We start from the raw sequence: 13,288 nt of genomic DNA, 5'->3' as shown, positions 1-13,288 counted from the left end.
CTCTTGAACGAGCTTTCCGAGAACAACCGATCATACAATAATTCATTTTCGATTCCTGCCGGGGTGCTTCGCACCCCTATTTGTGTTGAATGTGTACCTGAATAGTTACAAATAAATAATAGCTAAGTACAAAACAAGGAGTGTAACAAGGTAGGAAGAAAATCTTCCAATCAAAATATATTGTGATATAATAACAACGTCGTTTGTTTTACGGTGTTGACCGCTGCTGCGGGACAAGTTATCGGTTCGCGCGCCGCTTGGCCGGGGGCGTGCCGCAGCTTGCATGAGCAGTTGTCAACAAGATGCCTAAAGGAGTGAATTCCGTGTTTAAGTTAAGCGAAATTAAAGAATTGATCAAGCTGGTGGATCAAACATCATTGCAAGAACTTGAGATCGAAAACGAAGGCTCCCGCCTTTTAATCCGTAAACCGAATAAAACCGAGCAAGTCATCGTCACCGCTGCACAGCCTGCGGCCAGCCTCGTCGCCCAGCAGCCTGTTCCTCAAGCCGTCGTTCAGACATCCGCGGCGGTCAACATACCTGCAGCCGAGCCTCCGGCAGCAGCCCAATCCAATTTACATACGATTGTTTCCCCTATGGTCGGCACCTTTTACGAAGCCCCTTCTCCGGGAGCGGCATCGTTCGTTTCCAAGGGCACTAGCGTGAAGGAAACGACGATCGTCTGCATCATCGAAGCGATGAAGCTGATGAACGAGATCGAAGCCGAAGTCAAAGGCCAGATCGTCGAAGTGCTTGTCGAGAACGGGCAGTTGGTGGAATACGGCCAACCGTTGTTCCTGGTGAAACCGGAATAATCCGCTAGGAGGAGAAATCATTGAAGTTTCAAAAAGTATTGATCGCCAACCGTGGGGAAATCGCCGTGCGCATTATTCGCGCATGCCGTGAGCTCGGCATTTCTACGGTCGCGGTTTACTCGGAAGCGGACCAAGAAGCGCTGCATGTCCGTTTGGCGGACGAGGCCTATTGTATCGGACCTACAGCTTCCAAAGACAGCTATTTGAATTACATGAATCTGATGAGCGTCGCGACGTTGACGGAGACCGACGCGATTCATCCGGGATACGGCTTTTTGGCGGAGAACGCCGACTTCGCCGAAATTTGCGAGAGCTGCAACATTACGTTCATCGGTCCTTCGCCGGAAGCGATCAGCAAGATGGGCGACAAATCCGTTGCGAAGCGGACGATGAAGGAAGCGGGCGTTCCCGTCATCCCCGGCTCCGACGGCCTTGTCGAAGATATGGATGAAGCGGTCCGGCTGGCCCGCGAGATCGGCTACCCGGTCATTATTAAAGCGACGGCCGGAGGCGGAGGCAAAGGCATTCGTCTGGCCGAGAACGAAGAGATGCTGATTCAGCAAATTACGACCGCCCAGCAGGAAGCGCAAAAAGCTTTCGGCAATGCGGGAGTCTATTTGGAAAAATTTTTGACGGGAATGAAGCACGTCGAAATTCAAATACTGGCCGACAAGCACGGCAACGTGGTGCATTTGGGCGAGCGCGACTGTTCGGTGCAGCGCCGCCGCCAGAAGCTGGTGGAGGAAGCGCCTTGCCCGATTCTGACGCAGGAAATCCGCGACCGGATGGGCGAAGCGGCCGTTCGCGCGGCCAAAGCCGTCGATTATTCCGGCGCCGGAACGCTCGAGTTTTTGCTCGGATCGGACGGACAGTTTTACTTTATGGAGATGAACACCCGGATTCAGGTAGAGCATCCGGTTACGGAGCTGATTACGGGCATCGATATTATTAAAGAAATGATCCGCGTCGCGGAAGGCGAGCCGCTTTCGTTCACGCAGGACGAGGTCCGCATCGACGGCTGGGCGATCGAATGCCGGATCAACGCGGAAGACCCGGATCGCAACTTTATGCCGTCCGCGGGTCAAATCAAGTTTTATTTGCCGCCCGGCGGCTTCGGCGTCCGTGTCGACAGCGCCGCATACCCGGGCTACACGATTTCGCCTCATTACGATTCGATGATCGCGAAGCTGATCGTGTGGGGAGCGGACCGCAACGAAGCGATCCAGCGAATGAAGCGCGCTCTGGCCGAATTTACGATCGAAGGCATTCATTCGACGATCCCGTTCCACCTGAAGCTGCTGGAGCATAAAAAGTTTTTGGCCGGCGACTTCGATATTAAATTTTTGGAAGAGCATGACGTGAACGATCCGGATTCGTAAGCAGGTTCACTGCGTTGTCATATAGTAAAGGGAATGGTATAGTATACAATAACATTAGTTGTGGGCAAGCCAAATTTAGGAGGTTCTGACCATGAGTATATTGGCAGAGGATTATGAGAAGACCGAGATGGGCACGATTCAGATCGCTCCGGAGGTAATCGAGATTATCGCCGGTATGGCGGCCGCGGAAGTACCCGGCGTCGCAAGCATGAGCGGCGGATTTGCCGGAGATATCGCCGAGTTTCTCGGACGCAAAAATATGGCCAAAGGCGTAAAAGTCGAAGTAGGCCAGCGCGAAGCGTCGGTTGACGTGTCTGTCGTCATCGAATTCGGCATGCGGATTCCGGAGGTTGCAAGCGGGATTCAGCATAATGTCAAGCAGGCCATCGAATCGATGACCGGACTTAACGTCGTGCAAGTGAACGTTCACATTCATGACGTCGTTTTCAAAGGTGCGGACAAAGTCGAAGAGCCGGAAACTCCCGCACAGCGCGTAAAATAATTTATAAATACCCCGGTTGAACCCCCATCCTTCACCGTTTGGGGGTTTCCTCCATCTTAGGAAGGAGTCAGGATTCGTGGTAAAAATTCTCGACAGACTGCTGCTCTTTATTTTCAGCTTGGCCGTGCTGATCGCAACGTTCATTCTGTTGTTCGCTGCATTCGGCCTGATTTCCTTCGACACGGCGGGCAACTTCGTTCACGACGTGTATTACGATTTAAGAACGGCGATTATTTTCATCAGCTCCACGGTGGTGGCTGCTCTGCTAAGCTTTCGCTTACTGTATTTGTCCGTAAGGCGCAGCAAATCTTCATCGCCATCGATCGATCAGCGCACCGAATTCGGGGATATCCGGATTTCGCTGGATACGGTGGAAAATTTGTCGTTGAAGGCGGCAGGCCGGACGCGCGGGGTTCAAGATTTGCGCGCCCGTGTCAAAGTGAATCAATCCGGACTTGAGATCGTCATTCGCGCGATCGTGGACGGCGAAACTTCCATTCCGTCGATGACCGAAGAGATGCAGGCGAACGTGAAGCGGCATATTGAGGAAATCACCGGGATTCCCGTGGCTTTCGTCACGGTATTTATCGCGAATATTCAACAATCGTCCCCGACCTTCAAAAGTCGAGTGGAATAGAGGTGAGCCCCCGGATGTGGATGCGAATTTGGGAGCAGCTATGGGAACAGCACAGGGGTAAGACAATCGGCGTTCTGGCCGGGAGCGCCCTTGGCCTCATTTATTTGTTCTTCGGCTTCTGGCGTATGTTAATCTTTGGCCTGATCGTATATACTGGATACTACATAGGGAAAAGGTTGGACCGGAACGAGCCGGTGTTTCCTGCAGAAGACACTTGGCGCTGGCTAATGGACAAATGGAGACCGTTCCGCTAAAATCCTTGGATGACGCCCAAGGATTTTTTTTCGGTTGATAACAATGGTTAAGTCTTCAACTTAAGACAAGGAAGACGCAGCCGGTTTATTCTGGTGAAGCAAGTGCGAACCCACAGGAGGATTTGATCGGATGAGACGAAGATTGGCAAGGGAGCTTGCGGTGCAAAGCTTATATCAGATCGAAATGAACGAAGCGACAGCGGCCGATGCCATCGCGCACGTCATCGAAGAAGCGCGGACGGAGGACGAGGCGCAGCTTACGCGGGAACGCGATCAGATTGCGCCTCATGAGGTGCTTGAGCTCGTGGAAGGCACGATGCAGCACAAGCGGCAAATCGACGGCCTGCTTTCCGATTATTTGAAGGGCTGGCAGATGGACAGGCTGTCCAAGGTAGACCGGGAAATTATGCGGCTTGCCACGTATGAAATGGTATTTCGGGAAGATGTGCCGCCGAAGGTCGTCGTGAACGAAGCGATCGAAATGGCCAAAAATTTTGGCACGGAGGAATCGGGAAAGTTCGTCAACGGCGTGCTCGGCAAAATGATCAAAGACCTGGAGACGATCCGCAGCCGTTCGTCCGAAGCGTAGAAGCTACCTAGCGAAAGGGGATAACAAGCATGTCCGCGCAAATCATTAACGGCAAAGAAATCGTCAGCGTTTACCGCGCCGATATTAAGCAGCAAGTCGAGCAGTTGAAGCAGCAAGGGGTACAGCCAGGACTTGCGGTGGTCATCGTCGGAGACGATCCGGCCTCGCACGTCTACGTGCGCAATAAAGCGAAAGCCTGTGAAGAAGCGGGCATGCATTCCGAAGTGTACAAGCTTCCGGAACATACGCCGGAGGCGGATGTGCTGGATCTCATCTCCAAGCTGAACGGCGATCGGGCGATTCACGGCATTCTTGTCCAGTCGCCGCTGCCGGGACATATCTCGGAGGAACGGATAGTCGAAGCGATTGCGGTCGAAAAAGACGTCGACTGCTTCCATCCGTTCAACGTGGGCAACCTGATGATCGGCAAGGAAGGGCCGGCTCCTTGCACGCCTGCGGGCGTCATTGAGATTCTCAAGAAAGTCGGCCTTGAAATTGCAGGCAAGCATGCCGTCGTGATCGGCCGCAGCAACATCGTCGGCAAGCCGATGGCGATTCTGCTGCTTCGCGAGAACGCGACGGTAACGGTGTGTCACTCGCGTACGAAAAATATGGAAGAAATTACGCGGCAGGCGGATATTTTGATCGCGGCAGTGGGCAAAGCCAAAATGATCAACCGCAGCCATATCAAGCCGGGAGCCGTTGTCGTCGACGTAGGCATCAACCGGCTCGATACCGGCAAGCTGGCGGGAGACGTCGATTTTGACGACGTTCTGGAAACGGCAAGCTATGTAACGCCGGTGCCGGGCTGCGTCGGTCCGATGACGATTACAATCCTGCTTCGCAATACGCTTGAAGCGGCACAGCGTGCGGCTTCGGCAACCAGTTAGCGGAAACGGGCGCAGTTATGAAAGAAAAACAAATTTTATCGATCAAAGAGCTGAATCGATACATTAAGATGCTGCTTGAGGGCACCGACCGGCTGCAGGACGTTTGGGTACGGGGCGAGATATCTAATTTTACCCACCATTCCAGCGGACATATGTATTTTACGTTAAAAGACGCGGACAGCCGGTTAAAAAGCATTATGTTCGCCTCCTACAACCAGCGGCTTCCGTTCCTTCCCCGGGAAGGGACGAAGGTGATCGCCTGCGGAAACATCTCGGTGTACGAACGGGACGGGCAGTATCAATTCTATGTTACGCAAATGCAGCCGGACGGTATTGGGAGCTTGTATCTGGCATTCGAGCAGTTGAAGAAAAAGCTGGAATCCGAAGGGCTGTTCGCGCCTGCGGTTAAGAAGCCGATTCCGCGTTTTCCGCGGGCGATCGGGGTCATCACGTCGCCGACGGGCGCGGCGGTTCGCGATATTATTATTACCCTGCAGCGCCGTCATCCTACCGTTCCCATTCTGCTGTATCCGGCGCTTGTGCAAGGGAAGCAGGCGGCTCCTTCGATTGTGAGAGCGATTGAGGAGATGAATGCAAGGAACGAAGTCGACGTGCTGATCGTCGGCCGCGGCGGCGGATCGCTTGAGGAGCTGTGGGCTTTCAATGAAGAAGCGGTTGCCCGGGCGATCTTCGCTTCAAGTCTGCCGATTATTTCAGCGGTCGGCCACGAAACGGATTTCACGATCGCCGATTTCGTCGCCGACCTGCGCGCTCCGACACCGACGGCGGCTGCCGAGCTGGCCGTTCCGCATCATCTGGAGCTGAAGCAGCAGCTCGGCTACTTGCGCCAGCAATTGTACGGCGGGTTGACGCAGCAGTTGGAGCGAAGCAAAGAGCGGCTCCAGCGGCTCCAGCGGTCGCCTTACCTGACGAATCCCCGCCGGCAGCTGCTGCTGCAGCCTGCAGAGCGTCTCGACCGCATGCGCGAGCAGCTTGGCTACAAAATGCGAGGCCGCCTGACGAAAAGTCACGAGCGGCTGATGAAAGCCGACCGGCAGCTCGCTTCGTTTAATCCGAAGGAGCAGGTCGTCTACTCCCGGAAGCGGCTGGACTCGTCCGCCCGTCTGCTTCGCCAGACGATGCAGGCGGTGCTGAGGCGCAAGCAGCAGGAGCTCGTATCGTCCATTCGCCAGTTGGATGCGCTTAGCCCGCTCAAGATCATGCAGCGGGGATATGGCCTTGTCTATGACGAGAAAGAGAAACAGCTCGTGAAATCGATTCAGCAGGTGCAAATTGGGGATATTTTGAAGCTGCGCCTGATGGACGGACGGGTCGATTGTCATGTTTGGTCGATGGAGGAGAAGACGGAGGAGAAAAGCGATGTCAAATCAGAAAGCGACGCCTAGCTTCGAGCAGGCGATGGACCAGCTTGAGCGCATTGTGGCACAGCTCGAAAGCGGCGATATTCCGCTGGAGAAGGCGATAGAGCTGTTTCAAGAAGGAATGAAGCTGTCTCAATTATGCGGACAAAAGCTGGAGCAGGTGGAACGAAAAATCGAAATTTTGCTGGAAGAAGAGGGCGGTCTGACGAAAAAGCCTTTTCAGCCGCAGGAAACCGATAAAGGGGATAACCGATGAACGAGTCATCCGGCATCCGTGAATACATTCAAGACATGGCTTCGCTCATAGAGCGGGAGCTGCAGCAATCGATTCCGTCATCGTGGGCGATTCCCGCTCCGCTTCGCGAATCGATGATGTACTCCTTGATGGCCGGCGGCAAGCGACTGCGCCCGATTCTGGTGCTGGCTGCGGCCGAAGCGCTGGGCGGCCGCCCGGAAGCGGCCGTGCCCGCAGCGCTGGCCGTGGAGATGATCCACACCTATTCGCTGATTCATGACGATCTTCCCGCCATGGACAACGACGACTTTCGGCGGGGCAAACCGACGAACCATAAGGTTTACGGCGAAGCAATGGCGATTTTGGCCGGGGATGCCTTGCTGACCCATGCGTTCTTCTCGGTCGTTCAATCCGCGAGGAAGCACAACATTCCGGCCGACCGGGTGATCGACATCGTCGAAGAGCTGTCCCGGCTGTCCGGAGCCCCCGGCATGGTCGGCGGTCAAGCGGCGGACATGCTCGGAGAGCAAGGGGTAACGAAGCTGGAAGAGCTGGAGTACATTCATCTGCACAAGACGAGCGACTTGGTCGTCTTTTCCTTGAAAGCCGGCGGCCGGATCGCAGGGGCAGCCGAAGCCCAGCTTGCCGCCTTGGAGCGGTTCGGCACGTGCATCGGACTGGCGTTTCAGATTCAGGACGACGTGCTCGATCTGATCGGGGACGAAAGCAAGCTCGGCAAACCTGTACAGAGCGATGTCAAGCAGCAGAAAGTGACCTACCCTTATTTTATCGGGATTGAAGCGTCGATTGCGAAGGTCGGTGAGCTGACGCGCGAGGCGAAGCAAGCGATCTTGGCGGCGGATTTCCCGCGCCCGGAGCGGCTGCTGGAGCTTGCGGATTATTTAATGAAGCGCGATCATTAGCGCTTTACCCTGTTCAGACGCCCGTGGCGGCGGCTGTTTTTGCACCGGTTCCGTTTGAGCGCGTGACGGTCCTGTGCTATAATGACATCGTATTCAAGCACATTACATAGCCTATGCAAGGAAGCGGATCGTTATCGACTCTTACCTGCCATTCGTTAGGCATACTCCAACTATGGAAAGCGAGGGAACAAGCATGCTGCTCGATCACATTCATCAGCCTGAGGACTTGAAACATCTGACTGTGGAACAGTTGGAGCAAGTGGCTGCGGAAACGAGACATTTTCTTGTCGAGAAGCTTTCGGTCACCGGCGGTCACCTCGCGCCCAACCTTGGCGTTGTCGAGTTAACGATTGCTATGCACTATTTGTTCGACAGTCCGAAGGATAAATTTATTTTCGATGTCGGTCATCAGTCGTATGTCCACAAGATTTTAACCGGTCGAAAAGACAAGTTCGATACATTGCGCAAATATAAAGGCCTGTGCGGCTTCGTGAAACGTTCCGAAAGCGAGCATGACGTCTGGGAAGCCGGCCACAGCAGCACTTCGCTGTCCGCAGCGATGGGGATGGCCGTCGCCCGCGATTTGAAGGGCGAGACGAATCGGATCATTGCCATGATCGGCGACGGAGCGCTTACCGGCGGTATGGCTCTGGAGGCTATAAATCATATCGGCCACGAGAAGCGGAAGCTGATGGTCATTCTGAACGATAACGAAATGTCCATCGCTCCTAATGTCGGAGCGCTCAGCCATTATTTGGCGCGCATTCGTTCGGACCGGCACTATGTGAAGGCCAAGGAAGAATTCGAGCACCTGATCAAAAAGATTCCGGCCATCGGCGGCACGTTGGCGAAGACGGCGGAACGGGTGAAGGACTCGTTCAAATATTTGGTTGTCCCCGGCGTTTTGTTCGAAGAGCTCGGCCTTACGTACCTGGGACCTGTGGACGGCCACAACTTGCCGCTGCTGCTCGATACCATGAAACAAGCCGATAAAGTCAATGGGCCTGTCCTTGTGCATGTGATTACGACGAAAGGCAAGGGCTATTCGCCGGCCGAGGCGGACTCCCACAAATGGCACGGCATCAGCCCATACAAAATCGAATCCGGCCAAGTCCTGAAGACGGTCGGGCCTCCGATGTATACGGAAGTGTTCGGAAGCACGCTGATTGAGCTGGCGAAGCAGGACGAGCGTATTGTAGCGATTACCCCGGCGATGCCCGGCGGTTCGGGGCTGCTTGGTTTTGCAAAGGCGTTTCCAAGCCGGATGTTCGACGTAGGGATTGCGGAGCAGCATGCCGCTACGTTTTCGGCCGGTTTGGCGGAGGAAGGGTTGAAGCCGGTGTTCGCGGTCTATTCGACCTTCCTTCAGCGTGCTTATGACCAGGTCGTGCACGATATTTGCCGCGCCAACCTGAACGTGGTATTTGCCATAGATCGTGCGGGCTTTGTCGGTCCGGACGGCGAGACGCATCAAGGGGTATACGATATGGCGTACTTGCGCAGCATCCCCAATATGGTGCTGATGATGCCGAAGGATGAGAACGAGCTGCGGCATATGATGAAGACGGCTTTCGAATATAACGAAGGCCCGATCGCTTACCGTTATCCGCGGGAAAATGGACTTGGGGTGCCGATCGACGAGACGCTTCAGCCGATTCCGATCGGTACATGGGAAGTGCTTCGTCCGGGGAATGATGCGGTGATTCTGGCCGTCGGTCCGATGATCCCGCTGGCGCTGGAAGCGGCCGAGGTGATGAGCAAGGAAGGCGTTCAAGTTCGCGTCGTCAACGCGCGGTTTATCAAGCCGATGGACGAGGCGATGCTTCTCCAGCTGGCGAAGGAAGACATCCCGATCCTGACTCTGGAGGAAGGGGCGGAGCTCGGAGGCTTCGGCAGCGGCGTACTGGAGCATTACTCGCAACAAAATGTGTACGGTCTGCGAATCAAAATTATCGGCGTGCCGGATTATTTCGTCGAGCACGGCTCCTTCAAGGAACAGCGCAAAGAGGTCGGATTTACAGCCGAGCGGCTCGTATCGGAACTGCAGGCGCTCGTTCCGCGCAGACGGCAGCGGGCCTAACAATACGAGGTAGGAGCAATTCATGGCTGCGGACAAAGCGGAAAAAGAACGACTTGATGTCCTGCTCGTTGAGCAGGGCTATTATGAAACAAGAGAAAAGGCCAAGGCGGCCATCATGGCTGGATTGGTGCTGGTTGACGACGTTCCGGTCGACAAAGCTGGAACGAAGATTGCCCGCACGTCCCGGCTGATTGTCAAGGGTGCGGTGCATCCTTACGTTAGCCGCGGCGGGTTGAAGCTGGAGAAGGCGATCCATACGTTTGGCATCAACCTGCAAGGCGTTACGATGCTGGACATCGGCGCTTCGACCGGAGGATTTACCGATTGCGCGCTGCAGAACGGGGCGGTTCACGTCTATGCGGTCGATGTCGGCTACAACCAGCTGGATTGGTCGCTGCGCAAGGACCCCAGGGTCAGCGTCATGGAGCGGACCAATTTCCGCTATATGCAGCCGGGTGACTTGCAGGGACCAGAGCCGGCATTTGCCTCGATCGACGTGTCCTTCATTTCTTTAAAGCTCATTTTACCTCCGCTGAAGCAGCTGCTTGCGCCGAAAGGGCAAGTCGTTGCGTTAATTAAGCCGCAATTCGAGGCGGGCCGGGAGAAGGTTGGCAAATCCGGCGTCATCCGTGACTCCCGGGTCCATCAAGAAGTGCTGGAGGATATCCTTCATTTTGCCCAGGAAATCGGTTATGCCATTCGGGGGTTGACTTACTCCCCGATCAAGGGTGGCGAGGGCAACATTGAATTTTTAGTACATCTTCTCCATACGGACGAGCCGGGGTTGTCCGGTCCCGAGCTGGACCGGTTGATCCGAGAGGTCACCCAAGAGTCGCAAAGCATGCAGAGCTCATCTTGACGGATGAGTTTTTTTGCCTTTATACAGGAATTTGGATACGGTTTCTCGAATATTCCTTCGAGGTGATTCCATGCAAAGCGGGGACGGCTTGATCGTGTTTTTGGTGGCGCTGGCACTGGGGGCATGGGTGTATCTTTACGCCCGGAGCAAGCTGAAGGAAACCGTAGAGGACGGACCTCCGTTCGAATTTCTCGCCGACGCGGAGGCGCCGGAGGATGAAGCGACGGAGCTTCTCGAGGCGCGCGGCTATTCGGTCCTTAGCGGGAAGAAACGCATTCCCGTACACATCAAAGTCAACCGCAGCGAAACGCTTCAAAGCCGGCTGTTCGTCGATTACACCGTGGAGAAAAACGGCCGGTATTACATCGTCAAGACAGCAAAAGAGCGTAAACCGATGGAGAGGACCGGAACCGGTGTCCGCGACCATCTGCTCGTGTATCAACTGCTATACCCGAAAACAGCAGGAGTATTATATGTAAATGTACCTGAACAAACGGTGGATTGCTATGTGTTCGAGATGCAAGCCGAAGATGACGATACCGAGACCCCATAACCAGGGAGGATGCCATGAAAGGCCAACGACATGTTAGAATACGCGAAATCATCACCAACAATGAAATCGAAACGCAGGACGAGCTCGTCGAGCAGCTTCGCAAAGCGGGCTTTCATGTGACGCAGGCGACGATTTCCAGAGATATCAAAGAAATGCACTTGATCAAAGTGACGCTGGACGACGGAAGGTATAAATATTCCATGCCGGCCGAACAGCGTTACAATCCGCTACAACGTTTGCGGCGGGCGCTCAACGATCATTTTGTGCATATTGACCATGCCGAGAATCTCGTGGTGCTCAAAAGCTTGCCGGGGACGGCCAGCGCGATTGCGGCGCTCATTGACAGTCTGGAATGGAATGAAATTATGGGGACGATCAGCGGCGACGACACGATTCTGATCATTTGCCGGACCAAGGATCACAGCTCACATATCGTTAATCAAATCTTGGGAATGCTTAGTTAATATCAGAGAGGTGTAGTCTATGCTGCTGGAACTATCCATTCGCCATCTGGCGGTAATCGAACATGTCGAATTGCATTGCAAATCCGGATTCCACGTCTTGACAGGGGAAACGGGTGCGGGCAAATCGATCATCATCGACGCGCTTGGTCTGATTGCGGGAGGCCGCAGTTCATCGGATCTGGTTCGCTACGGAAGCGACAAAGCGTCGATCGAAGCGCTGTATCAGATCGGGAAGGATCATCCTGTTTGGAATATTTTGTCCAGCGTGGGAATAGAAGCCGACCCGGAGGAGCATCTTATTATTCGCAGAGAAATAACGGCTCAAGGCAAAAGCACCAGCCGCGTGAACGGACAGTTGGTCAACCGCGCCGTGCTTAGGCAAATTGGCGATTATCTGGTCAATATTCACGGCCAGCATGAGCATCAATCGTTGTTCCGGGTGGAGGAGCATATCCGGTGGCTAGACATGTTCGGTGAGCCGCAGATTTTGCCTGCCAAGCTTGCTTATCAGGGAGCGTACGATGTGTACCAGGGAATCCGCAAGCAGCTCAAGGAGCTGCAGGAAACGAGCAAGCAAGCGCTGCAAATGATGGATTTGTACCGGTTTCAGGTCGAGGAGATTCGTTCGGCCAAGCTGAAAGCGGGAGAAGACGAGGCGCTGGCCGATGAGAAACGAAAGCTGGTCAATGCGGAACGGCTGTTCCAGAACGCCTCCGACGCTTACGATCTGCTGTATGGAGGAAGCAAAGGGCTGGATGCCGTCGGACGCGCCGTCCAGAAGCTTCAGGATATCGCCACACTCGATCCCGCTAAGCTTCAGCCGCTGCTGGAGCAGGTGCAAGGGGCCTTCTATCAATTGGAAGACGCCGCTTACCAAGTTCGCGATTACCGCGATGAAGTGGAGTTCAACCCTTCCAGACTCGATTTTATCGAGCAAAGGCTGGATACGATTACGTCGCTCCGCAGAAAATATGGAGAATCGGTTTCGGATATCCTTGCTTATGTTGAAAAGATCGAAAAGGAATTGGACCTGATCGAGAACAAGGACGAAAAGCTTCAGCAGCTGCAAAAAGAGGAAGCGGCGGCCCTCGAACAGGTACAGCGGCTGGCTTCGGTTCTGACCGAGCAGCGTATGATCGTAGCCGACAAGCTCGCGGCGGAAATCGTGGAGGAGCTCCGCGAGCTGCAGATGGAGCGGACGCAATTCCGGGTGCATTTTGCCGTGAATGGGGAGAAGAAGCTGACGCGCGAAGGCGCCGACCAGGTCGAGTTTCTGATTTCGGCCAATCCCGGAGAACCGATGCGCGCGCTCAGCAAAATCGCTTCCGGCGGAGAAATCTCCCGCGTCATGCTGGCGCTTAAATCGATTTTTGCCCGGGTGGACAGTATTCCGGTGCTCGTCTTCGACGAAGTGGATACCGGGGTAAGCGGACGCGCGGCGCAAGCCATAGCCGAAAAGATGTCCAAGCTGTCCCGAAGCTGTCAAATTTTTTCCATAACGCATCTGCCGCAGGTCGCCTGCATGGCGGACGTGCATTACCGCATTCATAAAACGACGGATGGAGACCGCACTTATACAAATATTGACGACTTGAATACGGAAGAACGCATTCACGAGCTGGCCCGGATGCTGGGAGGCGTTGAAGTGACCGACAAAACGCTCCAGCACGCGCAGGAAATGCTCGTCCTTGCCGATAACATGAAAGCGAAAATGAGCTAGCCAAGG

The 13,288-nt window shown here is 54.6% G+C and carries 15 protein-coding genes; all 15 read left to right on the top strand.

Annotated elements, in window-relative coordinates:
- Positions 1–323 precede the first annotated feature (323 nt).
- The 15 genes from accB (at position 324) to recN (ending at position 13,282) form a co-directional block, all read left to right on the top strand.
- On the top strand, positions 324–815 hold the full coding sequence (accB, locus tag NLX71_RS04490) for an acetyl-CoA carboxylase biotin carboxyl carrier protein (protein ID WP_254362285.1): 492 nt from the start codon (positions 324–326) through the stop codon (positions 813–815).
- 20 nt (positions 816–835) lie between these two features.
- Positions 836–2,194: an acetyl-CoA carboxylase biotin carboxylase subunit gene (gene accC, locus NLX71_RS04485; protein ID WP_254362284.1), complete on the top strand. Its 1,359-nt coding sequence runs from the start codon at positions 836–838 to the stop codon at positions 2,192–2,194.
- A 91-nt stretch (positions 2,195–2,285) separates the two neighbouring features.
- A complete protein-coding gene (locus NLX71_RS04480; protein ID WP_254362283.1) occupies positions 2,286–2,696 on the top strand; it encodes an Asp23/Gls24 family envelope stress response protein in 411 nt (136 codons plus the stop codon).
- Between the two features lie 76 nt (positions 2,697–2,772).
- Complete coding sequence (amaP, locus tag NLX71_RS04475) at positions 2,773–3,333, top strand: alkaline shock response membrane anchor protein AmaP (RefSeq protein ID WP_254362282.1); 561 nt, start codon at positions 2,773–2,775, stop codon at positions 3,331–3,333.
- A 14-nt stretch (positions 3,334–3,347) separates the two neighbouring features.
- Positions 3,348–3,587, top strand: coding sequence for a DUF2273 domain-containing protein (locus NLX71_RS04470; protein WP_254362281.1), 240 nt, complete (start codon positions 3,348–3,350; stop codon positions 3,585–3,587).
- A 130-nt stretch (positions 3,588–3,717) separates the two neighbouring features.
- Complete coding sequence (gene nusB / locus NLX71_RS04465) at positions 3,718–4,176, top strand: transcription antitermination factor NusB (RefSeq protein WP_010499085.1); 459 nt, start codon at positions 3,718–3,720, stop codon at positions 4,174–4,176.
- Between the two features lie 29 nt (positions 4,177–4,205).
- Positions 4,206–5,066 carry a bifunctional methylenetetrahydrofolate dehydrogenase/methenyltetrahydrofolate cyclohydrolase FolD gene (gene folD / locus NLX71_RS04460; protein WP_254362280.1) on the top strand — a complete coding sequence of 287 codons (861 nt, stop codon included), beginning with the start codon at positions 4,206–4,208 and terminating at the stop codon, positions 5,064–5,066.
- A gap of 17 nt (positions 5,067–5,083) precedes the next feature.
- The gene (xseA, locus tag NLX71_RS04455; RefSeq protein ID WP_254362279.1) at positions 5,084–6,472 is read left to right on the top strand and encodes an exodeoxyribonuclease VII large subunit; all 1,389 of its coding nucleotides are present in this window, start codon (positions 5,084–5,086) and stop codon (positions 6,470–6,472) included.
- Positions 6,447–6,704 (top strand): exodeoxyribonuclease VII small subunit, encoded by a 258-nt coding sequence (gene xseB, locus NLX71_RS04450; protein WP_254362278.1) that lies wholly within the window; start codon positions 6,447–6,449, stop codon positions 6,702–6,704. Before xseA ends, xseB begins: the two co-directional genes overlap by 26 nt.
- 35 nt (positions 6,705–6,739) lie before the next feature.
- Positions 6,740–7,606, top strand: coding sequence for a polyprenyl synthetase family protein (locus NLX71_RS04445; protein WP_254362299.1), 867 nt, complete (start codon positions 6,740–6,742; stop codon positions 7,604–7,606).
- 193 nt (positions 7,607–7,799) lie between these two features.
- On the top strand, positions 7,800–9,686 hold the full coding sequence (gene dxs, locus NLX71_RS04440; protein WP_254362277.1) for a 1-deoxy-D-xylulose-5-phosphate synthase: 1,887 nt from the start codon (positions 7,800–7,802) through the stop codon (positions 9,684–9,686).
- A 22-nt stretch (positions 9,687–9,708) separates the two neighbouring features.
- Positions 9,709–10,545, top strand: coding sequence for a TlyA family RNA methyltransferase (locus tag NLX71_RS04435; RefSeq protein WP_254362276.1), 837 nt, complete (start codon positions 9,709–9,711; stop codon positions 10,543–10,545).
- A 70-nt stretch (positions 10,546–10,615) separates the two neighbouring features.
- A complete protein-coding gene (locus NLX71_RS04430; RefSeq protein ID WP_254362275.1) occupies positions 10,616–11,098 on the top strand; it encodes a hypothetical protein in 483 nt (160 codons plus the stop codon).
- A gap of 14 nt (positions 11,099–11,112) precedes the next feature.
- Positions 11,113–11,562: a transcriptional regulator AhrC/ArgR gene (ahrC, locus tag NLX71_RS04425; protein WP_254362274.1), complete on the top strand. Its 450-nt coding sequence runs from the start codon at positions 11,113–11,115 to the stop codon at positions 11,560–11,562.
- 19 nt (positions 11,563–11,581) lie between these two features.
- The gene (gene recN, locus NLX71_RS04420; protein ID WP_254362273.1) at positions 11,582–13,282 is read left to right on the top strand and encodes a DNA repair protein RecN; all 1,701 of its coding nucleotides are present in this window, start codon (positions 11,582–11,584) and stop codon (positions 13,280–13,282) included.
- Positions 13,283–13,288: the final 6 nt, after the last annotated feature.

It is taken from the genome of Paenibacillus sp. MZ04-78.2 (assembly GCF_024213375.1).
In the GTDB taxonomy this organism is placed as follows: Bacteria; Bacillota; Bacilli; order Paenibacillales; family NBRC-103111; genus Paenibacillus_G.
This window is presented reverse-complemented; position numbering and strand designations above follow the sequence as displayed.

Excerpts from the sequence above, each read along its gene's own strand:
- NLX71_RS04480 (WP_254362283.1), top strand. The coding sequence starts at position 2,286 with ATGAGTATATTGGCAGAGGATTATGAGAAGACCGAGATGGGCACGATT.
- NLX71_RS04470 (WP_254362281.1), top strand. The coding sequence starts at position 3,348 with ATGTGGATGCGAATTTGGGAGCAGCTATGGGAACAGCACAGGGGTAAG.
- nusB (WP_010499085.1), top strand. The coding sequence starts at position 3,718 with ATGAGACGAAGATTGGCAAGGGAGCTTGCGGTGCAAAGCTTATATCAG.
- folD (WP_254362280.1), top strand. The coding sequence starts at position 4,206 with ATGTCCGCGCAAATCATTAACGGCAAAGAAATCGTCAGCGTTTACCGC.
- xseA (WP_254362279.1), top strand. The coding sequence starts at position 5,084 with ATGAAAGAAAAACAAATTTTATCGATCAAAGAGCTGAATCGATACATT.
- xseB (WP_254362278.1), top strand. The coding sequence starts at position 6,447 with ATGTCAAATCAGAAAGCGACGCCTAGCTTCGAGCAGGCGATGGACCAG.
- NLX71_RS04445 (WP_254362299.1), top strand. The coding sequence starts at position 6,740 with ATGGCTTCGCTCATAGAGCGGGAGCTGCAGCAATCGATTCCGTCATCG.
- dxs (WP_254362277.1), top strand. The coding sequence starts at position 7,800 with ATGCTGCTCGATCACATTCATCAGCCTGAGGACTTGAAACATCTGACT.
- NLX71_RS04435 (WP_254362276.1), top strand. The coding sequence starts at position 9,709 with ATGGCTGCGGACAAAGCGGAAAAAGAACGACTTGATGTCCTGCTCGTT.
- NLX71_RS04430 (WP_254362275.1), top strand. The coding sequence starts at position 10,616 with ATGCAAAGCGGGGACGGCTTGATCGTGTTTTTGGTGGCGCTGGCACTG.
- ahrC (WP_254362274.1), top strand. The coding sequence starts at position 11,113 with ATGAAAGGCCAACGACATGTTAGAATACGCGAAATCATCACCAACAAT.
- recN (WP_254362273.1), top strand. The coding sequence starts at position 11,582 with ATGCTGCTGGAACTATCCATTCGCCATCTGGCGGTAATCGAACATGTC.